This window comes from Leptospira jelokensis, from assembly GCF_004769635.1.
In the GTDB taxonomy this organism is placed as follows: Bacteria; Spirochaetota; Leptospiria; order Leptospirales; family Leptospiraceae; genus Leptospira_A; species Leptospira_A jelokensis.
This window is the reverse complement of the sequence record NZ_RQGH01000028.1, coordinates 12616-35609: the sequence shown is the minus strand read 5'-3', so window position 1 is coordinate 35609 and position 22994 is coordinate 12616. Positions and strand designations below refer to the sequence as shown.

22 protein-coding genes are annotated in these 22994 nt (G+C 42.1%); 14 read left to right on the top strand and 8 right to left on the bottom strand.

Going from position 1 to position 22994, the window contains the following annotated elements:
* Nucleotide 1 precedes the first annotated feature (1 nt).
* The 4 genes from EHQ62_RS14100 (at nucleotide 2) to EHQ62_RS14085 (ending at nucleotide 5604) form a co-directional block, all read left to right on the top strand.
* Nucleotides 2–3205 (top strand): efflux RND transporter permease subunit, encoded by a 3204-nt coding sequence (locus EHQ62_RS14100; RefSeq protein WP_135643864.1) that lies wholly within the window; start codon nucleotides 2–4, stop codon nucleotides 3203–3205.
* A gap of 80 nt (nucleotides 3206–3285) precedes the next feature.
* A complete protein-coding gene (locus EHQ62_RS14095) occupies nucleotides 3286–3648 on the top strand; it encodes a PilZ domain-containing protein (protein ID WP_015679320.1) in 363 nt (120 codons plus the stop codon).
* 55 nt (nucleotides 3649–3703) lie between these two features.
* Nucleotides 3704–4948: a sensor histidine kinase gene (locus EHQ62_RS14090; RefSeq protein WP_135643862.1), complete on the top strand. Its 1245-nt coding sequence runs from the start codon at nucleotides 3704–3706 to the stop codon at nucleotides 4946–4948.
* Nucleotides 4945–5604, top strand: coding sequence for a response regulator transcription factor (locus EHQ62_RS14085; protein WP_135643859.1), 660 nt, complete (start codon nucleotides 4945–4947; stop codon nucleotides 5602–5604). Before EHQ62_RS14090 ends, EHQ62_RS14085 begins: the two co-directional genes overlap by 4 nt.
* A gap of 327 nt (nucleotides 5605–5931) precedes the next feature.
* On the opposite strand, the gene meaB is transcribed toward EHQ62_RS14085, so the two are convergent.
* From meaB to EHQ62_RS14065, 4 genes are all read right to left on the bottom strand, one after another.
* Nucleotides 5932–7047, bottom strand: a complete 1116-nt coding sequence (gene meaB / locus EHQ62_RS14080) for a methylmalonyl Co-A mutase-associated GTPase MeaB (protein ID WP_135644386.1) — start codon at nucleotides 7045–7047, stop codon at nucleotides 5932–5934.
* Nucleotides 7048–7184: 137 nt separating this feature from the next.
* Nucleotides 7185–9323, bottom strand: a complete 2139-nt coding sequence (gene scpA / locus EHQ62_RS14075; RefSeq protein ID WP_135643857.1) for a methylmalonyl-CoA mutase — start codon at nucleotides 9321–9323, stop codon at nucleotides 7185–7187.
* Between the two features lies 1 nt (nucleotide 9324).
* Entirely contained in the window at nucleotides 9325–11136 is a 1812-nt protein-coding gene (locus EHQ62_RS14070) for a methylmalonyl-CoA mutase family protein (RefSeq protein WP_135643855.1), read from the bottom strand.
* Between the two features lies 1 nt (nucleotide 11137).
* Nucleotides 11138–11446 (bottom strand): hypothetical protein, encoded by a 309-nt coding sequence (locus tag EHQ62_RS14065; protein ID WP_244241786.1) that lies wholly within the window; start codon nucleotides 11444–11446, stop codon nucleotides 11138–11140.
* Between the two features lie 66 nt (nucleotides 11447–11512).
* Here EHQ62_RS14065 and EHQ62_RS14060 point away from each other — a divergent pair, with 66 nt between their 5' ends.
* The 4 genes from EHQ62_RS14060 to EHQ62_RS14045 are packed head-to-tail and all read left to right on the top strand — an operon-like array spanning nucleotide 11513 to nucleotide 14402.
* Nucleotides 11513–12181: a lysoplasmalogenase gene (locus tag EHQ62_RS14060; RefSeq protein ID WP_135643853.1), complete on the top strand. Its 669-nt coding sequence runs from the start codon at nucleotides 11513–11515 to the stop codon at nucleotides 12179–12181.
* 58 nt (nucleotides 12182–12239) lie between these two features.
* Nucleotides 12240–12989, top strand: coding sequence for a ferritin-like domain-containing protein (locus tag EHQ62_RS14055; RefSeq protein WP_135643851.1), 750 nt, complete (start codon nucleotides 12240–12242; stop codon nucleotides 12987–12989).
* Entirely contained in the window at nucleotides 12989–13471 is a 483-nt protein-coding gene (locus EHQ62_RS14050) for a DUF2505 family protein (RefSeq protein WP_135643849.1), read from the top strand. Before EHQ62_RS14055 ends, EHQ62_RS14050 begins: the two co-directional genes overlap by 1 nt.
* A gap of 7 nt (nucleotides 13472–13478) precedes the next feature.
* Entirely contained in the window at nucleotides 13479–14402 is a 924-nt protein-coding gene (locus tag EHQ62_RS14045; protein ID WP_341866981.1) for a DMT family transporter, read from the top strand.
* 159 nt (nucleotides 14403–14561) lie between these two features.
* Here the strand turns inward: EHQ62_RS14045 and EHQ62_RS14040 are convergent, their stop codons facing one another.
* The 4 genes from EHQ62_RS14040 to EHQ62_RS14025 form a co-directional block, all read right to left on the bottom strand.
* Entirely contained in the window at nucleotides 14562–15407 is an 846-nt protein-coding gene (locus EHQ62_RS14040; protein WP_135643848.1) for an RNA polymerase sigma factor, read from the bottom strand.
* The gene (locus EHQ62_RS14035; RefSeq protein ID WP_135643846.1) at nucleotides 15407–15760 is read right to left on the bottom strand and encodes a hypothetical protein; all 354 of its coding nucleotides are present in this window, start codon (nucleotides 15758–15760) and stop codon (nucleotides 15407–15409) included. The genes EHQ62_RS14040 and EHQ62_RS14035 overlap by 1 nt, the downstream gene beginning before the upstream one ends.
* Before the next feature lie 376 nt (nucleotides 15761–16136).
* Complete coding sequence (locus EHQ62_RS14030; protein WP_135643844.1) at nucleotides 16137–16526, bottom strand: DUF302 domain-containing protein; 390 nt, start codon at nucleotides 16524–16526, stop codon at nucleotides 16137–16139.
* A gap of 71 nt (nucleotides 16527–16597) precedes the next feature.
* Nucleotides 16598–17047 (bottom strand): hypothetical protein, encoded by a 450-nt coding sequence (locus EHQ62_RS14025; RefSeq protein ID WP_135643842.1) that lies wholly within the window; start codon nucleotides 17045–17047, stop codon nucleotides 16598–16600.
* Between the two features lie 131 nt (nucleotides 17048–17178).
* Here EHQ62_RS14025 and speE point away from each other — a divergent pair, with 131 nt between their 5' ends.
* Genes speE through EHQ62_RS13995 form a run of 6 tightly spaced genes read left to right on the top strand, consistent with a single transcriptional unit; the run spans nucleotide 17179 to nucleotide 22990 of the window.
* The gene (speE, locus tag EHQ62_RS14020; RefSeq protein ID WP_100727913.1) at nucleotides 17179–18024 is read left to right on the top strand and encodes a polyamine aminopropyltransferase; all 846 of its coding nucleotides are present in this window, start codon (nucleotides 17179–17181) and stop codon (nucleotides 18022–18024) included.
* A gap of 6 nt (nucleotides 18025–18030) precedes the next feature.
* Nucleotides 18031–19290, top strand: a complete 1260-nt coding sequence (locus tag EHQ62_RS14015) for a hypothetical protein (protein ID WP_341866980.1) — start codon at nucleotides 18031–18033, stop codon at nucleotides 19288–19290.
* Nucleotides 19280–20002: a hypothetical protein gene (locus tag EHQ62_RS14010; RefSeq protein ID WP_135643840.1), complete on the top strand. Its 723-nt coding sequence runs from the start codon at nucleotides 19280–19282 to the stop codon at nucleotides 20000–20002. Before EHQ62_RS14015 ends, EHQ62_RS14010 begins: the two co-directional genes overlap by 11 nt.
* Complete coding sequence (locus EHQ62_RS14005) at nucleotides 19999–20877, top strand: hypothetical protein (RefSeq protein WP_135643839.1); 879 nt, start codon at nucleotides 19999–20001, stop codon at nucleotides 20875–20877. Before EHQ62_RS14010 ends, EHQ62_RS14005 begins: the two co-directional genes overlap by 4 nt.
* Nucleotides 20874–21692 (top strand): orotidine-5'-phosphate decarboxylase, encoded by an 819-nt coding sequence (gene pyrF / locus EHQ62_RS14000; RefSeq protein WP_135643837.1) that lies wholly within the window; start codon nucleotides 20874–20876, stop codon nucleotides 21690–21692. Before EHQ62_RS14005 ends, pyrF begins: the two co-directional genes overlap by 4 nt.
* Nucleotides 21693–21718: 26 nt before the next feature.
* The gene (locus EHQ62_RS13995) at nucleotides 21719–22990 is read left to right on the top strand and encodes an NAD(P)/FAD-dependent oxidoreductase (RefSeq protein WP_135643835.1); all 1272 of its coding nucleotides are present in this window, start codon (nucleotides 21719–21721) and stop codon (nucleotides 22988–22990) included.
* Nucleotides 22991–22994 lie beyond the last annotated feature (4 nt).

Below are 22994 nucleotides of genomic sequence, written 5' to 3'. Positions count from 1 at the left end.
CATGAGTATTGCTTCCTTTTCCATCAAACGCCCCATTTTTATTTCCTCGCTTGTGATCATCATGGTGATCACAGGTTACATTTCCTTAAAACGAATTGGTGTGGATTTATTCCCTGATATCAACATTCCCTTTGTTGTGGTGTCCACTGTTTACCCTGGTGCAGGCCCCGAAGAAATTGAAACTTCTATCTCCAAACCGTTGGAAGAGGAACTCAGTTCCATCTCAGGACTGAAACGGATCACTTCCAGAAACCAAGAAGGGATCTCACTTGTCTTTGCTGAGTTCAGTTTGACCACCGACATCAAATATGCCGAACAACAAGTACGGGACAAAACCGCAAGGGTCAAACCACTTTTCCCAGAAGCATCCAAAGAACCACTGGTGCAAAGGTTTGATCCCTCGGACCAACCCATCATGCGGATTTCCTTATTTGCAGACCTTCCGGAAGGGGAACTTTATGATTTGGCAAAAGAAAAAATCAAAACCAAGTTAGAACAGGTAAATAACGTTGGAGCCGTAAAGATCATTGGTGGTTCTAGGCGTGAAATTCACATTGAACTGGATCGGAACAAAATCAATGCCTACCAAGTGCCCGCCCTTGCCATTGGAAACCAAATTAAAAATTCGGGTGTCAACATCCCCGCGGGGAAAGTAGAAGGTGGGGAAAAAGAAACTTCCTTTCGAACTGTTGCGAAATACGAATCCCTATCCCAAATCGAAAACACAGTTGTTTCCTTTGGTGGAGAGTTTGGCCGAGGTGTCCTTGTCAAAGATCTGGGCCAAGTGAAAGACACCTTACAAGACCGCCAAACACTTGGTTTGTTGTATGCTCCTATCAAAACAGAAGAACACGAAGAACCTTCTGTCATTGGAAAATTATTATTCAAATACGAAGCTCCCAAAAAAGAAAGAGTACAAAAAAAGGCACTTTTTTTGGATGTATACAAACAATCGGGAGCGAACACGGTAGAAGTCGCCGATGGAATCCTAAGTAAAATTGATACCATCAATGGCCAAATCAAAGACTTAAAAGGGGCTCCCAAAGTCATCCTCATCCGAGATGGTTCCAAATGGATTCGTGCCAATATTGAGGACGTGACCATTGCCATAATTTTGGGGATCTTCCTTGCTGTCCTTGTTGTTTACCTATTCCTCGGGAATGTTCGTTCCACTTTGATTACAGGAATGGCCCTGCCCAATTCCATGTTAGGTGCTTTTATCATTATGTATGCCATGGGTTTTACCATGAACGTAATGACCTTACTTGCACTATCACTTGCCGTGGGCCTTTTAGTTGATGATGCCATTGTGGTGCGGGAAAACATTTTCCGAAAACTGGAAGAAGGAGAATCGGTGATTGTTGCGGCGAGAAAGGGAACAGAAGAGGTGACCCTTGCTGTGATTGGAACCTCTCTCACTGTGATCGCTGTATTTTTACCAATTGGATTTTTATCAGGGATTGTAGGACAGTTTTTCAAACAATTTGGTCTCACCGTTGTTTTTGCGATGATCATCTCACTCTTTGATGGTCTGACCGTCGCACCAATGTTATCTGCCTACTTTGCTGGTAAAAACGATATCCACAAAGAAAAAAATATTGTGTTACGTTATTTTGATAAATTCCAAGACTTTTTGGACAGAATGTACAGTATCATCATGAAGTTTGCACTCAAAAAACCATGGGCCGTGATTCTATTAACATTCTTAACACTTGTCACAAGTATTTTTTCCCTTGCCTTTGTGAAAAAAACCTTCCTTCCTCCAAACGACCAAGGGGAGTTTATGGTGAATGTGGAGATGGCACCTGGAACATCCCTAACTGGGACTTCAGAAATGGTGGAAAAAATACAAAACGAGATCATCAAAAATGTACCTGAATTGGAACTGCTCGCAACAGTGGTTGGGAACTCTGATGGTGAATCAAATATTGCCACCATTGGTGTCGCACTGCTTCCCTCTGAGTATAGGAAACGGACAACGGGGGATGTAAAAGACCAAATCCGTGAATTTTTAAAAGCTTACCCACAAGCAAGGCCAAAGGTGAACGACTATTCCGCGATAGGCGGTGGTGTGCAATACCCTTTCAACTTGAACCTAAAAGGGGAAAACTTAAAAGACCTAGAATCCTATTCTTTCAAAGTGATGGAAGAACTAAGAAAAGTTCCAGACCTTACCGATGTGGACACAACGTACAGAACAGGGAAACCAGAATTCCAAGTGGTTCCTGACCGTGCAAAAATGCAAACGGTGGGTGTGGTTGCAGGGGTGATGGGAGCCGAGCTTCGTTACCACATTGAAGGTGGGGAAGTGGCAAAGTACTTGGAGAATGGAATTGAATATGATGTGAGACTAAGGCTCCGAGAAGACCAAAGGAACCTCCGTAAATCATTTTATGAAACAAGGGTTCCCAATATCCAAAACCGTCTCATCCCATTGAATGCAATTGCAGATGGAAAAGAAAGTACTTCACCTGCAAGGATCATCCGAGAAGACAGATCCCGTGTTGTGCCAATCAACGCAAACCTTGCTCCTGGTGGTGCGATTGCATCTGCTTCTGAATCCGCTGTCAAAATTTTAAAGGAAAAATTACCTCCCCCTCCTGGAATCACATATTCCTTTGTGGGCCAATCTGAGGATTTCAAAGAGTTACTCCAAAATATCGTACTTGCCTTTGGAATGGCACTCATCTTCATCTATCTCGTGTTAGCTTCTCTATATGAGTCGTTCATCACACCGATTACGATATTATTTGCCATCCCTCCAGCCATTTCGGGTGCCTTTTTTGCCTTAGCCCTAACGGGTGAGATGTTGAATCTTTTCAGTATGATTGGTCTTATCCTGCTTATGGGTCTTGTTGCGAAAAACTCGATTTTACTCGTTGACCATGCCATGCTCGCCATGAAAGAACATGGGATGTCAAGGGATGAGGCAATTTTTGATGCAGGGGCCAAACGACTGAGGCCCATCCTGATGACTTCCCTTGCCATGATTGCAGGGACACTGCCCATTGCCCTTGGAATCGGAGAGGCTTCCAAATCCAGAACGGCCATGGGGATTGCCATCATTGGGGGACTTGTTTTATCCACACTGATCACACTCATCGTCGTACCTGCTGTCTTTGGATACATTGACAGACTCCGAGAAAAAATCGAAGGTGCTTTCCGACCTGACTATGAAATCAGGCCCGAAGACTTAGAAGATTGATCGAAAAGGAATTTGAATCCGAGGATCCATTTTCCAATTTAAACTTGCCCAAACTTTGAATTTGGTGTTCTCTAGCAAACATGTCTAGCGAACGCCGAATTTACAAACGTATCTCTGAAAAAGTCCATCTCACCTACCGAGTGATCCAATCGGGAGCAGGCTCTGCCCAGTTCCTCCCCAGTGATAAAGGAGAGGGGGACTCGCAAGACATTTCCGAAGGGGGGTTACTCTTTCGGACAAAAGAGCCGATGCCACTTGGGACAAGACTTGAATTGGAACTTCGGTTCCCAGATGTAAAGTACGTATTGTATCCCAAAGCGAAAGTGGTTCGGTTAGAAGAATTTGGGGAAGGTGCTTTTTATGAAGTGGGATTAGAGTTCAACCAAATCTTTGAAGATGATAAAAAACTCCTCTTAGAACACATCCACAAACTGGAAGTGTGAATTCAAATCCCAGACCATTATCCGATTTTCCAATACCAAACCATCTTTTAGCGATATGACTCTCTACCAAAAAATCGTCCAAAACTTATTGGGAAGAGAATATGATCCCATTTCACTCATTGCCGTATATTCTGAAATTCTAAACAAATTGTATCTATTGGGTTTTGCATACACAATTGCGTATGCCCAAAGTGTATACTTAGAATGGGGAAAAGTTGACTTAACCAACTGTTACTTATCCTTTGTGCAACTTTTGATCAGTTTGTTACTCGTCGGGATATCCTTTTTTTATACGAATACAAATGGATTCGTATCGAAGTTGGTAAGATTTTCTTTTTTTGCCTTAGTGCTAGTAGAAATTGAAACAGGATTCCATGACCCAAACATTCCTTATTTTGATCCAAGGAATTGGTTAACCATCATTGCCCTTATCGGAACCACTTCCTTTTTTTACCCAGGGCTTGTTTGGCAATTCATCTCCGAATGGACCATTGTCTTTTTTCTTTATTTGGCACGAGTTGCGTTTAAAAATGCTGGTTCCATCCCTGAGGAAACTTGGCGTGAAATGTCAACCACCGTACCTTTGTTTTTGGTTGCATTTTTTCTCAACCATTGGTGGTTCCAAACTCGTTACATTGCCGCCTACCGAGGAATGTTACTCGAAGAAAAACGTAGGACTTTTTTCCAAGACATCCATGACAGTTTGGGCTCGAAGCTCACCGATTTGTATTTATTAAGCCAATCCTTTGAACAAAATCCGAATCAAGTTGCTCCCCCTCAAATTCAAAAAATGAAAGAATTGGCAAGTGACGCCTTACAATCGTTACGAAACCAAGTGAAAGAGGAAGACCATCGGGAAATCTTACAAGAGTCCCTGGTGGACGGAATCCATTTGCTTGTCAAAAAAAGATATAAATCACTTGGCCGCGAGATATCCATTGCTTTGGACCCTTTGCAAGATGATAAACTCATCCAAATCAAAGAACCGGAACATGCCCATCACATCCTACAAATACTAAAAGAAATCACAACCAATGACTTACGCCATGGTTTAGGGAAAACGACCTGCCAAGTGATGGTGAAAGAGGAAACCCTATGCATCCATTTTTTATCCGAAGTGCAAACTCAGATACATACAAAAAATACCTTGGAACCAAATTTGAATCCACCTTCGCTTGAGATTGGATTAGGAATGAAAGGGATAGAACAAAGAGTCAGATTTTTACAAGGAGAAGTTGACGTCGTTGATTTCCCATTCCAAATTTTGATCAAACTTCCAAAGTCGATTTTTACGATATGAATCCTATCCTAGTTGGCATCATTGAAGACAACCCTGATTATTTGAAGTCCCTTACGGATGTACTCCTTTTGCAAGGGAATGTATCGATACTCACTTGGAATTCTGCAGAAAGTTTTTTTCAGACACCACCAAAAGAAGAATTACAATTATTATTGGTCGACATTGGGCTTCCTGGGCAAACGGGGATTGATGTCTTAAAGAAATACCACACGGTGGAATCTCGGAAAAGCCTTGTACTTTCTGCCTTACAAACCGATGACGTGATTTTTGCGGCCATCCAATCAGGAGCTTCTGGTTACATTTGGAAATCGGAATTGGATTCCCTTCCTGATACCATCCAAACCATTTTAGAGGGAGGGAGTGTGATCTCTCCATCGATTGCCACAAAGGTTTTGTTATCGTTTCGGTCTTCCAAAACAAATCCAAGTTTGGTGAAAGGCAAAAGCGAAAAAGAACAAGGATTGGAAGTCCTCACTCCTCGGGAGAGGCAAATCTTAGAACTGATAACGGAAGGGGATAACCCCCAACAAATTGCCCAACTTTTTGGTACCTCTTTGGGAACGGTCAGGCAACAAATCAAAACCATTTATAAAAAACTCCAAGTGAATACCCGGGTACAAATGTTAAAAAAGGCCCGATTGTTCGGAATTTTTTAATCGGATGGTTTCCTTTCCATTTTATACCATTTGGTAGATAGACGAAATCTGGGAAAAAACGTATACTATTCGTTACGTTGGAATTCCACCAGTATGAAACGAGTCAGAAAAACCCATTGAATCCCTATCTTTGGAATGGCATCAGGATTCTTTTTTGGTTTGGGGTGTATTGTTTGGTTTTGTTCGTTCTCAATTTCATCCACTAAACCTTTTTAGAACTGCGCCTAATCGATTCCGTTTCGTCATTGAAACCGATTCCTTTCTTTTTCCTTTAATGAATGATGACCCTTATGCGCGCCATCGTGTCCAGAACACGATGGTGTTTTTTTAATTCCCTAGCAGAGATTTGATTTCTCGGAGCAGTGTGGATTTGCCACTCATGAGTTTGGATTCAGAACGTAAGATCGCCTCTTTTTTCCCTTCTTTGGCAAAAAACTGATCTAGTACCGCTTCCCGTAAGGATTCCTCAAACCAAGTTTTGGTTTGGTCTTCTCTATTTTTCGCATAATATCCGTTTGTTTTTGTAGTGGTGATGTAGTCTTGTATGAGTTTCCAAATTTCATCAATCCCTTTGCCACCTAACCCACTACAAGTGGTTGCTCGCGGTGTCCATTTGGATTCGGGGGCAGGGAAGAGATGGAGGGCTGATTCGTATTCGGCCCTTGCTCTCGTGGCATAAGCTTCATTGGGACCGTCCGCTTTGTTGATGGCAATGAGATCTGCCATCTCCATAATGCCTCGTTTGATCCCTTGGAGTTCATCTCCGGCACCCGCAAGCATCAGTAACAAAAAGAAATCCACCATAGAATGGACTTGTGTTTCCGATTGTCCCACACCTACAGTTTCGATGATGATGGTATCAAATCCAGCGGCCTCACAAAGGTACATACTTTCGCGGGTTTTCCTTGCAACCCCACCAAGCGAACCACTGCTAGGTGAAGGACGAATGAAGGCGTTTTCTGATTTGGACAATACTTCCATTCTTGTTTTATCTCCAAGGATGGAACCCTTTGTCCTTTGGCTACTCGGGTCAATGGCGAGCACTGCCAGTTTTCGATTTTGTTCGAGGATAAAACTTCCAAAACTTTCAATGAATGTGGATTTCCCCACTCCCGGCACACCTGTGATCCCAATGCGAATGGAGTTTCCCACTTTTGGCATCACGAGTTCTAAAATCGCCTGGGCTTTGTCATTATGAGCTTCTAAATTGCTCTCTACCAGTGTGATGGCTTTGGAGAGAGACGTGCGGTTTCCCGCGAGAATTCCTTCGGCAAGGGATTCCGCTGTGGTTTCTTTTTTTGAAAGTGATTTTCGTTGTTCTTGGATGTAGGGAGAAATGGCGGGGGCATGAGAGACACCTGGGTTGACCGAAAGGGCTGATTTTGGCTCCCCACTTGGGTTTGTCTCTTGTTTGGATTCGTCCGCTTTGTTTGGTTGGTCCATTGTGATTGGTTGTCGTTTGGATCGTTTTTTCGCTTTAATGATTGGGATTTGTTCCAAAACCCCAACCAAAGTGCACCGAAAGATTGTTTGCGTTTCGGTGCTTTGGTTGTTGTTTCGTTCGCTAGGTTTGCCTGGCCTTAAGCAGCTCTTCGTTCGCCGAGTAACAAATTGAGGATTTGTTTTGCGGCTTCTGAGATCACTGTGCCTGGTCCAAAAATCGCTGTGGCCCCCGATTTGTAGAGGAAGTCGTAATCTTGTGCAGGGATCACTCCCCCCACGACAACTAACACATCTTCTGCGCCTAATTTTTTTAGTTCTTCAATCACTTGAGGGACCAAAGTTTTGTGTCCAGCCGCAAGAGAAGAAACTCCTAAAATATGGCAGTCGTTTTCTACCACTTGTTTGGCAACTTCCGCAGGAGTTTGGAAGAGAGGCCCGATATCAACGTCAAACCCCATATCGGCAAAACTAGTGGAGATGACCTTGGCACCTCGGTCATGGCCATCTTGACCCATTTTGGCAACCATGATCCTTGGGCGACGGCCTTCGAGTTTTGCAAATTCGTCTGCTAGGCTTCTTGCTTCAATATAACCTTTGTCTTCGGAAATTTCAGAGGAATACACCCCAGAGATGGACCTGACCACAGCTTTATATCTCCCGAATACTTTTTCCATTGCATAAGAAATTTCACCGAGAGAAGCACGTTTCCTTGCGGCATCCACTGCAAGTTCCAATAAGTTTCCATTGCCTGTTTCGGCACATTTGGTAATGGCGTTTAACGCAGCTTCCACGGCCGTGTTGTCACGGTCTTTTTTCATTTGTTCAAGGCGTTTGATCTGAGCAAGTCGAACAGCCGTGTTATCGATATCCAAAATATCAAGTGGTGCTTCCTTATCCAATCGGAAACGGTTCACACCTACAATCACATCTTTACCGGAATCGATACGAGCTTGTTTTCTAGCCGATGCTTCTTCAATTCGCATCTTTGGAATCCCTGTTTCAATCGCTTCCGCCATCCCACCTAATTTTTGTACTTCGGTAATGAGATCCCATGCTTTGTGGACCAAATCATTGGTGAGTTTTTCCACATAATACGATCCACCCCAAGGGTCGATGACACGGTGGATGTTTGTTTCTTCTTGCAGGTAAATTTGTGTGTTACGAGCAATCCTTGCTGAGAAGTCAGTGGGGAGGGCAATCGCTTCATCCAGGGCATTTGTATGGAGGGATTGTGTGTGGCCAAGGGCCGCTGCCATCGCTTCAATGCAAGTCCTTCCCACGTTATTGAACGGGTCTTGTTCCGTGAGGGACCATCCGGAGGTTTGGCAGTGGGTCCTGAGTGCCAAAGACTTTGTGGACTTTGGCTGGAACTGGTTTACAATTTTTGCCCATAAGAGACGCCCTGCACGCATCTTGGCAATCTCCATAAAATGGTTCATCCCAATCGCCCAAAAGAAGGAGAGGCGAGGGGCAAATTCATCCACCGAAAGTCCTGAAGCAATCCCTGTTTTGATGTATTCCCAACCATCAGCTAAGGTATACGCAAGTTCCAAATCCGCAGTGGCACCCGCTTCTTGCATGTGGTACCCAGAGATAGAAATCGAGTTAAACTTTGGCATGTACTTGGAAGTATAACCAAAGATGTCTGCGATGATCTTCATGGAATGTTTTGGCGGGTAAATGTATGTGTTCCGCACCATAAATTCTTTTAAGATATCGTTTTGGATGGTACCAGACAGTTTCTCTTTGGAAACCCCTTGTTCTTCCGCCGCAACAATGTAGAAGGCAAGTACGGGAATGACAGCACCGTTCATCGTCATGGAAACAGACATTTGGTCGAGAGGGATTTGGTCGAAGAGGATCTTCATATCGAGGACCGAATCAATCGCCACACCCGCTTTTCCTACATCTCCAACCACTCGTTCGTGGTCGGAATCATAACCCCTGTGTGTTGCCAGGTCAAAGGCAACAGAAAGTCCCTTTTGCCCTGCGGCTAAGTTCCTCCGATAAAAGGCATTGGATTCTTCTGCCGTGGAAAATCCAGCGTATTGGCGGATCGTCCAAGGTTTGTTTACATACATGGTGGAATAAGGTCCCCGTAGGTAGGGTGGGATTCCTGCCGCATAGTTTAAGTGTTCCATCCCTTCCAAATCTGAGTTTTGGTAACGAGATTGGATGGAGATCCCTTCTGCCGTTTGCCAAAGAGAAATGGACTTAGGGTCTGGTTTTGGTGCGCTAAAAGAAAGTGGGGTATTTGCAAAATTAGGTTTCTTCATTTTATTTCCCGATCCATTTGGTTTGGGCCTTTTCCATAAACCCAACAAGGTTCCGTTTCATGTGGATGAAGTCATCAATCCCAAGGGACTCCGCCTGGCTCACTAGGTCTTTTGGATAACCTGCGAGGAGTTTCCAAGAACCTGGGAGTTGGGATTTCATCTCAGAGACAAATTCAGGTAGATAGGTCGCATACTCTTCGTCAGACGAACAGAGGACAACCATCTCAGACCCAAGTTCTTTGGCCTTTGCCACTCCTTCTTTCACAGAAGAGAACCCAAGGTTGTCGATGATCTCATATCCTAGGCAACCAATGAAATTGGAACTAAAACCAGCGCGAGCTTTGCGCATGGTGAGGTCGCCGATGGTAAGTAAAAATACCTTTGGTGCTTTTTTCCCAGATGCCACATGGAGGTCAGTCTGATTCCTCCATTTGTCAAATTCATAAGAAAGCCGGAGAGGCACCAAACGTTCGTAAGTTGATTTTTCCGAATACGAAAGTCTTTTTTCGGTTTCTTGTATCGAATCTTTTAGTTCGGCATGCCTTTCTGTTGGGAGAGGGTATTGGTTTGTCCCAAGTAGGATTTCTTTTTTGGAAGCAAGGGCTTCTCGTTTTTTGGAAGCACGGGCAGAGATTTCCTTTTGGATGGTTCCTTTTTTTAGGCAGGCACCGAAACCACCTTCTTTCTCAATGGTTTGGAATTTCTCCCAAGCCGTTTCTGCCAATTTTTTGGTAAGGACTTCCAAGTAGTAGGATCCGGAAGCCGGGTCTTCTACTTTGTCTAAAAAGGATTCGTAGCGGAGCAGGAGTTGGGCATTCCTTGCGATACGTTTGCCTAATTCTTGTTTTGTGGTGTATTCTGAATCAAAAGGGGAAACTGAAATAAAATCAGCTCCGCCAATCACCGCAGACATCGCAGCCGTTGTCCCACGTAACATGTTGACATAAGGATCGTAGGCTGTGTACTGAAAATTGGAAGTTTGGGCAAGGATGAGAGCAGGCAGTGTTTCTCCAAGTCCTGGTTTGTAGGCATTTAGAATCTCTGTCCAAAGGATTCGCATAACGCGGAATTTGGCGATCTCAGTAAAATAATCGGATCCGATACCCATCCAAAACCAAAGGTTTGCGGCTGCACCTTCTATTGACACTCCAGCATCCAAATGTTGGTTGAGGTAGTCCACCCCCCAGGAAAGCGAATATGCCAATTCTTGGCCAATGGATGCTCCCGAATCGCGTAAATACAAACTATGGATGCCCACACCTGCAAATCCCTTTGTTCCAGAAAGAGAAGCAAAACTTGTGCCAATTGAGTTCTCTTCACAACCGAGTTCACCACAGAGAAGTGCTGTCCCATAGGGGTCAAAATCACCTAGCACTGTGTTATGCGAAGAAACAAGTTTTTTTAATGATTCAGTAAATTTAGGAGTCCTTGTGGCAAGGGAAACAATGAGTGGAATCCCTTGATTGGACTTCGCCAATGTTTCAAGTTCAGAAGCTGAGGAAATTTTACAACCAAACTGAGTTCCGTTTTCTTCGTGGGAAACAAGAACTACTGCATCAACTCCATGATTGATTAGGGAATTCGTTTCGGAATTGGTTGTGACCGATTCTGTTACTTTCCAACCTGGACTTCGTTTGAATACTCTCGGTAAAACAGGAAGGTCTTCTTTGCGGTAAAAGGGTTCAATTTTAAAACCTTCTTCTGTTTCCCAGGTCACTTTGTCCCAAGGACTACCTTTTAGGTCTTTTAGGATTTGGTTTTTCCAATCTTCTGTGGATACTTCGGGGAAGTCTGAAAATAAAAATTCGTTCAATTTATTCCTCTACGATTTGGTAATCTTCCATATAACCAGGGAAGTCGCCTAACCCTCGTGTGAAGGTGAATTTGGCAGGGTACACAACCAATCTTCTTCCTGATTGCTTAAAGGTACCAGAGAGAAGAGTGAAGGGAGACGCAACAATGAATGCTGCCGTTCCAAGGATGGTCCCTGCAAGTCCCATGGGACGCGCAACGATGAGATCAATCAACATTTCACCGCCAGAAGGGACTTCTCTTGCAGATAATGTTTGTGTCCACAAAAGACAGATTAAGAAAAGGATAGACAAGGGTCGTGTTTGTTTCATAGGCTGATCACTCGGGCTTTCCATCTGATGAAATCTCGAGAATGATATCTGTGTAAAGTAAGAAATATGGCTAAAGAAATTGTTTTGTTTGTTCTCTTTTCTATTGTGCATCTCCTTGCGATCGTTACGATCACTAAGGAAGATTTGTTTTATCTTCCATCCAAAATCATACCAATCCTTATTTTGATTGTGTCCTTGTTTCGATTTTTCCCTAGTTTGGAAAAACGTGGGAAATTGGTGGCGGTAGGGCTTGTATTTTCCCTTTTTGGTGATAGTTTTTTGGCCATCCCGAAAGAAGGATACTTTGTCCCAGGGCTCGGATCATTTCTTGTTGCCCAATTGATTTATTCCTACGCTTTCACCATTGATTCAAAAATCAAACCTCTGCTTGCGATTCCATTTTTACTATTCGGAAGTTCCTTTTTTATGGTGCTTGCACCGAAACTTGGTGCCCTTATGATCCCCGTTGGGTTTTATATCTCTGCCATTTGTTTGATGGGTTGGAGGGCTGCGTCTAGAAATTCCATTTCAAAACCATTTTATTTGGGCCTTCTCGGCGCACTTGTTTTCATTTTGTCCGATTCCATCATTGCCTATTCGATGTTTCTCAACCGTGAAATGGATCGTTCTCTTGCCTCACTTGGCATTATGATCACATATTATCTGGCTCAATTGCTGATTTATGCGGCTACAAAGACAGAAGAGTTAGATGTTCAATCAGTGAAAAATACTTGATTCACCTTGGTCGAACGAGTATCGTATTTATGGTTTTACAAAACCAGGGAAAGGGATTATGAAATCACTAAAAAAAACATCCTTTATTGAAGCAGTAGCGGCTGCAATTGAACATGAGGTTCAATGTTTCAATTTTTATCTTAAACTTTCTGAAAGTTTGCCAGAAGGGCAAATTAGAGAACTCTTTAGCCAACTCGCGTTAGATGGCGATGAGCATATCAAATACATCAAAGAAATTTACAAAAGTGCGGAAGGGAAAGAACTCCCGAACTTAAAACAACTTTCGGAAATTGAAAAGTTCCATTCGTCAACCATCCAAAAGATCATGGATCGACTTGATCGCAACAAAAATGCGGAAGTGAAGGCGGACGAAAAGAAGGCGATCGAACTTGCGATCCGAGAAGGGGAAGATGCTCGTAATTTTTACGCGACCATCCGTGGGAAATTCCAAGACCCAAAAATCAATTTGTTATTCCAAAAATTAGCAAATTTTAATGAATCCAACAATTCATTGTTAGAAGCACAAGCAATGGCGATGGAACAGTCCACACCAGCGGACCAAGTGTTCTATTGGGAAGATGAGGAACTACTTGCACAGGTAAACCCTCCTTCCAAATCACAACCAAAACCGAAAGCATCCCCAAAACCAAAAACTTCAGCGAAGGCTAAACCATCTCCATCAACAAAGGTTTCATCCAAAACTGTGAAAAAGCCCGCAAACAAAGCGAAGGCGAAAAAGGCCACAAAACCAGCCCCTAAAAAAGCCAAACCAAAGGCAAAACCGGCAAAGAAAGGTAAGAAAAAATAGTGAAGTACCAAGTCACCCATACATTTCCAGTCCCCTTAGAAAAACTTTTGCATGCAAGAGAAGAGAGATACAAACACCTAGACCAGTTCCCTGATCTAAAGAATGTCACCTTACTCGAAGAAAAAAAAGAAGGGAACCTCATCCACCAAAAACGAAAGGTAAGTTTGGAAGGGTCTATGCCTGCAGTTCTTTCGGCAGCCCTGAATGACCTTTCTTTACTCGAAGAATCTACCTTTGACATTACCACAAATACTCATGAATTCAAAATTTCTCCTCCTGGGAAAGACAATGTATTTGTGATCAAAGGGAAAAGTAAATACGAAGCGAGTGGTGCTGAATCCACAAGGTCGTATGATGTGGATGTGGTTTCGAGTTTACTTTTTGTTTCCCCGATTGTAGAGAAAGCAATCGAAGAAATCCACAAACATAGTTTGGAAAAGGACAGAAAATCCATCGCCAAATTTCTAGGGGTTGAATCCTAAGGAAGAAGTGAAAACTTCTTCCCCCTCGTTCCTACGCTCCGTACTCGAACTCAATCTGACGATCCTCATTATGGGGAACGTCACTTTGTTTGCCAAACTCCTTCCATTCCCTGCCGTCACCATCATCTCAGGCCGAGCTTTGTTTTCCGTTTTGATTTTGGGTTTGTTTTTTCTACTCCGAGGTAAGTCCATATCTTACAAAAGTTTTAAGGATTTTAGTTTTGTATTTGGGATTGGAATTTTGTTTGCCATCCATTGGGTGACATACTTCCACTCCATCCAAGTCTCTACTGTTGCAGTGGGAATGTTGTCCCTGTTTACCTACCCAGTGTTTTCCGCAATCTTAGAACCTTTGTTTGGTGGGAAAAAACCAGAGCCATTTGCTTTGTTTTTAGCTTGTTTTTCACTTTTTGGGCTCTTTCTCATTGTGCCCGATCTTTCTTGGGACAACCAAATGTTCCAAGGTGTGGTTTGGGGGGTTGTCTCTGCTGTTTTGTATGCGATCCGCAATTTACTCACAAAAGAAATGCACGTCCACTACCCAAGTTCTCAAATTCTATTCACCCAACTTTTTGCCACCTCACTTGTATTACTTCCTTTCGCTGATGGGCTTTCCCAGATGCTGGCAGAACCAAAATACTTACTTTTCCAGGTCATCTTGGCTGGGGTATTTACATCCCTTGCCCATACCATTTGGATTCGTAGTTTGTCCAATTTGTCAGTGACAACAGCTGGGACATTGTCGACTTTAAGTCCGATATACGGGAGTTTGGCGGCATGGTACTTTCTCGGAGAAGTCCCACCGGATCGGTTATGGCTTGGTGGTGGGGTGATTTTATTTTGTGCCGTGATGGAAGTGTTTCGAAAACAGAAAGAACACAATCCGAGTAGTTCCAAAAGTCAGGAATCACCTCCTATCAAAAAATCATGATTCCGATTTTGCCACTGGAATCGTTGAATTTTCTACTTTCAACGATTGTTTGAATCCATTTGCGCCCAATCAAAATCAAAATGAAACCAACTAAGTTTCGAAGTTTTTAAGAATCTTTAGAATATTCTTGAAAAAAAACTCGTAAAACATGCTTAAGACTCATTGGGTGGGACTGTACTTTGCCATCAATTCTTCTAAAATTTTTTTAGGAGTTTCAAAATAAGGGTGGTCGCGAAATATTTCTTCATATTCCTTTCGCTTAAAATCTTCATATTCACATTGAAGTTGTTCCACTTGTTCTTTCACCCTTTTGACATATGGGGCTGAAAATCGTGGGTTACTTGGATCAATCCAACCATTCATTTGGAAACTTTTCATTTTTTTAGAACAACGACATGGATTTGATGTATTGATGAGTCCACACTGGTCGTCCATAAATGTATACAAATCTTGCCTTGCACGGCTTAGGCGTTTGCGAAATGCATCGTGGGAAATCCCAATGATTTCAGCACTTTCTTTATCACTGAGGCCCATAACATCAGCCAATAATAATGCAATTCTTTGTTCTCGATCAAGGCAAAGTAACATACCTAATGTACAAGATGCTTTCGCTTCTGCTACAAGGACGATGTTCTCGGGGTTAGAAAGTTCATCGGTTGGAACTTCGATATCAGGCATTTGATTCAATTCATTCGCATAACCAGGAAATCCAGTTGTGAGTTCTTCTAACTTCCCTCTTTTTGAATTTAACGCATAATTTACTGTTATGCGGTATGCCCATGTTTTAAAACTTGCACGATTGGGATCATATGCAGCTAGATTGGTAGCAAGTTTGAGCAAAACTTCTTGGGTTGCATCTTCCGCTTCTTGTGGATTCAGTAACACACGGCGGATTACATTATAAATCCACGATTGGACATCTCTGAGTAAGTGATCCAGCGCACGACGGTCTCCCGTCCGTGCTTTTTCAATGAGCAATAAATCATCTTCACGATTGGTTTTCATCAAAGTGCCTGCCGTTCAAACAATTCAAAGACCACAGTTTGTTTCATCAATTGGAAAAACTCTTTCCCAGTTTCTGTGTTTTGAATATTTTTGCCCGCCTCGTGGCAATCTTCTACTTGTTCCCAATACAAAAGATCCATCATTACACCATCTTTCGATTTCGATTGGAACGCTCTCCAAGCCAAAAATCCTTTTTGGGATTTCAGGATAGGTAACATCATTTTTCTCATTTCATGGTATCGATTTATGTTCTCACTTTCACAAGTAACAATCGCAACTTCTACTGCCGTACTTTGGGGTAAACTTTCCAAGGTGAATAAATCTTGGCCTTCTTGTTTCAAACTTTCTAACATAACTTTCTCCTACTTTTAGGCTTTTTGCCTCTACAATGGATACCCGCGGGAATTCACTTTGTGACAAAAGGTAAGAAAAAAATGCAATTTTTTAAAATTGTGACGGCGATTTGTAACACTTTCTTGTGAATGCTTCCAATGAGTTTCCAAATAAGGGCGCTTGTAAATTCATTCCACATATTCAAGTGGATTTCAAATATGCCTTGCCACCGATGGTAGCGGAAATCCTTTCTGGGTTTTGATATTCCGTTATCACGAATAAAAAATTCCAGAAAGATTGGAGCGGACAGCGGGATCGCCTAATCGATGGAATGCGAATCATCCAATCCATTGGCGAGGCGCCCCTACTGTAATACAATCTAATTGCGAAAGGATTTTATTCGTGAAGGTGGTGGATCACTCGGACAAGTTTGTCTTGGACATCTTTGGCGATGGTTTCTAGTTCGGAGTTTTGGACAAGTTTTGTCATGGTCATGGGATCAAAGATGGAAACTTTGATTTCTCCGTTTTTTTCTTCGGTCACAACCACATTGCATGGTAATAACATCCCAATTTCGTCTGTGGTTTGTAAGGCTCTGTGCGCAAAACTTGGGTTACAGGCACCGAGGATGGTGTACCGTTTGAAATCGACACCAATTTTGTCTTTTAAGGTTTGTTTGACGTCGATGGTTGTGAGGACACCAAAACCTTCTTTTTTGAGAGCTTCTGTGGTATCGACAATTGTTTCATCAAAACTCTTTTTTCTGTGTACGGTTAACCCTAACATAAAACCTCCGAATTCCTATACCCCATAGGGTATAGTTGATTCCAGAAGTTGCAAGAGATTTTTTAAAATTTTTAGGGAGTAGATTCTTTTTTAGGGAGTTTTTGCATCTCTTCTACACTGGGGAGTTGGTTGGATGCGTGCCGGATCTCACCTGTGGAATTGAGTAAAAAGTATTGGGGGAGAGCTTCCTTCTTCAATGAGGCAAATCTGTCATCGAGGATCAAGGTTTGGAATTCGTTGTCACGAGGGGTGAAGTTGAGTAGGACGTAGGTTCCTAGATCTGGTTTGCCTTCGCCACATTCCAAACCCTTTAACATTTCACATCGGGATTTGGTGACAGCAAGTAAAATCAGTTTTCCCTCTCTCGATGCTTGTCCAAAGGCGAAGGACTGGTTATGGCCCCAGTGGATTTCTTCGCTTGCCATTTGGTTGATTTTGATATAACCAAATACGAGAAGTAAAATAAACAGTGGCATGGATAAAAAACCGACGAGGTAAAAAACGCGAGAATATTTCTGCATACAAGTCTATGGAAAGGGACTGTCCCATTCCCGCCAAGTTCAATTTTTAAGTTTAAAAACTTTAAAAAAAACTACACTCTCTTCTTCCCATTCCTATTCTGGTTCAAAGAGAGAATCCTTAGGAGCATTTAATGGAGATTTGGTACACAGAAAAATTGGAATTAGAAAAAGGGCGAGCTGTTAGTTACCGAGTAACAAAAACAATCGAGAGCCTACAATCTCCGTTCCAAAAAATTGATATTTTTGAGACACAATCATTTGGCCGTATGTTTACACTTGATGGTGTAACAATGGTTACCAACAAAGACGAACATTCTTATCATGAAATGATTGCCCACATCCCGATGATGAGCCATCCCAATCCAGAATCAGTGCTTGTGATTGGAGGAGGGGACGGTGGAACTGTTCGTGAAGTTTTAAAACACCCATCTGTCAAAGAAGTTGTGTTATGCGAAATTGACAAAGCAGTTGTGGACATTAGTTATAAATACTTTCCAGAATGTGCTGATGCCATGAAAGACCCTAAAGTCATCCACCACTATGATGATGGAGCAAAATTTGCACGTGACAATAAAGGAAGGTTTGATGTCATCCTTGTGGATTCAAGTGACCCTGTGGGACCTGCTGAAGTTTTGTTTAAAGAACCGTTTTTTCGTGATATGGCAAGTGCCTTAAAACCAACTGGGATCATTGCCACACAAGCTGAATCGTTTTGGTACCATGGAGATGTGATCACATCCCTATTCGAATTCATTCCAAAGATTTTCCCTGAGTATGGTTACTATTACACAACCATCCCAACCTACCCATCTGGGATCATAGGGTTTACTTTTTTATCCAATGCAATTGATCCGTATTCGGTCACACCTGATCCAAAACGGGTTCCAAAAGGCCTAAAGTACTACAGCCCAGAAATTCACAAAGCAGCCTTTGTTTTGCCTGAGTTTGCAAAAGCTTATATCAAACGAAAAGGTTAAAACTTTGTGAAATGGGTGGCTCTCTCTCTTTCTATGTTGGTTTGGCTTTTGGCCATACCAACCACTTTGCTATATGCAGAGGAAACAGATGCAACCAAATTAGAGTTGGAAGCAGAATCCTATGAAAGTAGAGGGTATTTGAAAAAGGGCCAAATCCTCCGAGAAAAAGTTAAAAAAATTCGTTCACGGAATTTCCAAAGGTCGTATAGCGAACCTGAATACATCCCGTCCAACCATAATATCCCTGCCACGAACAATGGCTCATTGGAGTTTTCAGGTGGGAAATGGGAGATTGGGTTTCGAGGCCTACAATCGTATTCAATGTTCCAGTCTGGAAAAGAATGGAGTTTTGATGATGGTCGGATTGCTTTCCAAGCAGGGACCCCTTACTTCCCTAGGTCCGAAATTGGATACCAAAACATCCGTTCTTTACCCTTTACCAATGAATGGAATGACAAACGAAGGGAATCAAGTTACCTATCACCACGGTTTGCCTACCTGCACAAGTCCAAAAAATGGGGACTTGAGTATGTGTATTTGCAAGCCAACACTTCACGAAATTATTTTACCTTTGGTTATTTAGACGGGTTCCAATACGGAAACCAAGTGGATGCATTTCGCAATGCAGATCACAAATTGGTTGTGCAAGTCTTTGAAGAATATTCATCGAACAAAAGTTTTTCTTGGGAGTTTGGATTTCGATTTGGTTCGATGAACTCCAATTCTTCTCAACATTCATCGACCTTAGGCCAAACCAGTTTATTAAAAGACCAAATCAATTATATTGCTCCAAGTACTGGATTTAAGTTTTACCACCAATTGGCAAATGTTTGGTCCTATGAGTTGGGAGGGGATTTATTTTTCACTCCAGAAGCCAAATTGAAGTACAGAAGGGATATGTTCGTGAATGCTAGTGGGTATACACGATTTACTGGTGAAACAATATCCTATGATGAAATGTATTCTATCTTTTCGGAAAAAAATTTGGATACGGCAATTGTTGGTCTGAACCTGATCACACAATTGAATTGGCAACCATTTACCCACCATAAGTTTCATTTAGGATTACAATACTTACAATACAATTGGAGAGCCAATGAATCCCGTATTCCGGGGATTCGGGCTGCAAACATGGAGTCATATTCTTCCGCTATCAAAGACTATTACTTAAGTTCTGGTTATTATGAAGCTGATGGCTATAATGATCGCCCTAACAGAATGGCTGCGATTGCAAATTTGTTTTTAGGATATACCTATGTGTTTTGAGAAAAAACTCAGAATTTTTATTGCCCTTACCTGTTTTCTATTTTTGGGATGTGATGTATCCCTTCGGGTGTATCGGTCGTTTCCAAATGAAAAGGAATACGACTTTGTCAAAAAAATGGACCATATCCAAATTGAAGTGAAAGATGAAAATCGAATGAAAATGGGAGTATTTGATCCGTTTTTTTTTGATGCCCAAAGTTTAGAAAATGAATATGGTCCCTTATCGTATTTGATTCGGAAGGAATTGTCCATTCGGGAACAAAGGTACCCACTCCTAATCGAAAAAGGTGGGAAGATTAGGATTGAATCATTTGAATTGGTTACCTTAGATCGATGCCACGAAAACTTAACCTATGTTCGCCTCAAAGGGAATTTCCAAATTCGTGGATTTTCACAAGAAGAGTTTGATTATTATGATGAGATCCTTTCCCATGTAACCAATTGTTATCTTCTCGGAAGTACGATCACAATCCTACCTTTGGTTTGGTATGTACCTTATAGTGGATTTCGTGGGAACCGTGAAGACCAAATCAACCAACTGGGTCGAAATGCGGTAAATGAGTTTTTTAACCAATTGGAGATGGCATCAGGTTTCCAAAACAATCGGAAGGAAATGAAAGAAGATGAAATCAAAACTCCACCAAAAAAGAAAACAACAAAAACAGAAGAACCGATGGATCCAAAGTTAAAGGAAATCATTGACTCGTTATGAATCGTTATCCAATCCTTTTTTTATTTTGTTTGGGTGCATTGGTTATCAACTGTTATTCGTTAGAAAAACAATACAATTATGGGAATCCATATTTGCCTAGTCCAGAATTTACAGAAGATGATCCCCAATTTGAAGAAGGGGAACCAATTTGGATTTTGGACAAAACAGGGGACTGGATTTTTTCGATTCCTTCCAAAATTGTTTTGTGGGACAGAAAAGCCGACAACCATCATATCTCCAAAGAAACGAAAGAATATTTAATTCGTTATATGAAAGAGAATAACTTACGTGATGTGAAAGTCAGATTCAACCAATACGCTCCCTTGTCGGAATGGAAACGATTGTCAAAAAACCAAAATATCAATCCAGTTGTTCGTTATTTTTTTGGATCTCTTTCTTTACTTGCCTATACGTTTTTACCAGGTCGATTGTTTGCGGGAACCATCGGTGGTGACCATTACAATGCCTTTACCAACACCATCAATTTGTATTCAGATTTACCTCCCGTTGCCATCCATGAAGGTGGGCATGCAAAAGATTTTGCACAACGGGAAAAACGTACGTTATATGCGGCTGTGTATGCGATCCCAATCGTAGGAAGTTTGTACCACGAAGCAAAGGCATCTGATGATGCACTCAATTACTTTGCAGAGAAGGATGATATGGCACAATTGGAATCTTCCTACGAACTATTGACCCCAGCCTATGCGACCTATGTGGGTGGAGCGATTGGTGATGTTGTGGTAAACCCAATCACTACATTTACGGTCATCCCGGGCCACATTTATGGTCGTTACAAAAAAAGAGACATCGCTCTCGAAATGGAAAAACGCAAACAAAAGAAAACCATAAAGGAAATAAAACCGAATCCATGACCTCATTTTTACCAAAGTTCCATGCCCGTCGTGACCAGTTACGCTCCCAACTTTGCATTGGCATTGATCCGGAATTAGAAAAATTACCCAAGGTATGTCTGGAATCCAAATCCCCACTAGTCCATTTTTCCGAAACCATTGTTCGGTACACCAACCCCTTTGCTGTTTCTTGGAAACCCAATATCGCATTCTTTGAACGTTTCGGACCAGAAGGGTATTTTGCATTAGAACATATGGTCCACCTGATGCAAGAGGTTTCACCAGAGGTCCCCATCGTTATGGATGCGAAACGTGGTGATCTAGCGAACACGGCAAAAGAGTATGCGAAGTATTTTTTCCAAACCCTAAAGGTGGATGCTTTAACAGTGAACCCTTATATGGGCCGAGATAGTTTGGAACCCTATCTTGATTTGGGTGGTTATCTATTTGTACTTGGGTTAACCTCCAATCCAAGCTCACGGGATCTCCAAAAACTGAAAACCGAAGGCAGTGGTCTCTACCTCTATGAAGAGGTGAGTGACCAAATGGCAAAACTTTCCGAAACCTACCCAGGACAAATTGGCCTTGTTGTGGGAGGTACCCATCCACAAGAGATCCAATCCCTTCGTAACCGTCATAAAGATTTATGTTTTCTCATCCCAGGGTATGGTGCCCAAGGCGGAGATTTAGAATCGATTTTGAATGCCTCTGGAAAAGATGCACTGATCAATTCTTCTCGTGGCATCACATTAAGCACAACTTCCGAAAATTATGGTGAAGTTTCAAAAAAGAAAGCGGAAGAAGTCCATTTGCAAATGAACCAACTCTTTTCGTAACGGTCTAATGACCATTAGGGAAACAAGTGAAAGAAACATTAGCAATTGTCGGAACTGGAATCGCAGGATTGGGTTCTGCTTACTTTTTAAAAAATCATTTTGATTTAACAATTTTTGACTCTGCCGATTACATAGGTGGTCATACCAATACAGTGATGGTAGAAGAAGATGGGATCCAAATCCCCATCGATACTGGGTTCATTGTCTTCAATCATGTCACGTATCCAAATTTATTACGTTTGTTCCAAACCTTAGGTGTGCCGACTAAAAAATCTGACATGTCATTCAGTGTCCAACATGATCCCACCAAACTTGAGTTTTGTGGATCAGGCCTCTCAGGTTTATTTGCACAAAAAAGAAATTTATTCCGACCTCGTTATTTGAAGATGTTACTGGAGATCGATCGGTTCAATTCGAACGCCCCAAAAATATTGGACAACCCTACCTATGATGATTGGAACTTAGGGCGTTATATGCAGACCTTTGGGTATGGTAAGGACATCCTGAACTACTATTTGGTTCCTATGAGTTCTGCAGTTTGGTCGACACCACCTGATTTGATGTTGGAATTTCCGGCCAAATCCCTCATTCGCTTTTTTTATAACCATGGATTTTTGGGCTTAAATACCCAACACCAATGGTATACGGTGGATGGTGGTTCGAAAGAATATGTGAAACGAATCATCCCTCCCATCCAAAACCGTTTCCGATTGAATACAGCTGTAGAGGCCGTCACTCGATTGCCAAATGGAAAAGTGGAACTAAGTTTACCGGAAGGGAAAAAGGAAGTGTTTGACAAAGTGTTACTGGCAACACATGGGCATTTGTCTGCCAAACTTTTACAAAATCCGACCAAACTCGAACAAGAATTATTGCCACTTTACAAATACCAACACAATACAGCCACCCTACATACCGATGATTCAGACATGCCAACGATCAAATCCTGTTGGTCGAGTTGGAACTATAAAATTTTGGAAGGGCAAAATGGGAAACAGGAACCTTTTACCATCTATTGGATGAATCGTTTGCAAAATGTTTCGAAGAAACAAAACTATTTTGTAACCATCAATGACCCAGACCGTGTGAAAAAAAGCCACCTAATCAAAAAAATTGATTATGAACACCCACTTTTTTCTGTGGAAGCTTCCCTTGGACAGAGCCGTTTGCCGAAGTTAAACGAGGAAGGGCCCATTTATTATGCGGGTGCTTATTTCCGTTACGGATTCCACGAAGATGGATTTTTATCTGCAGTGAACGTTTGCAAAAGCATTTTAAAACGAGATCCATGGACCTAAATTC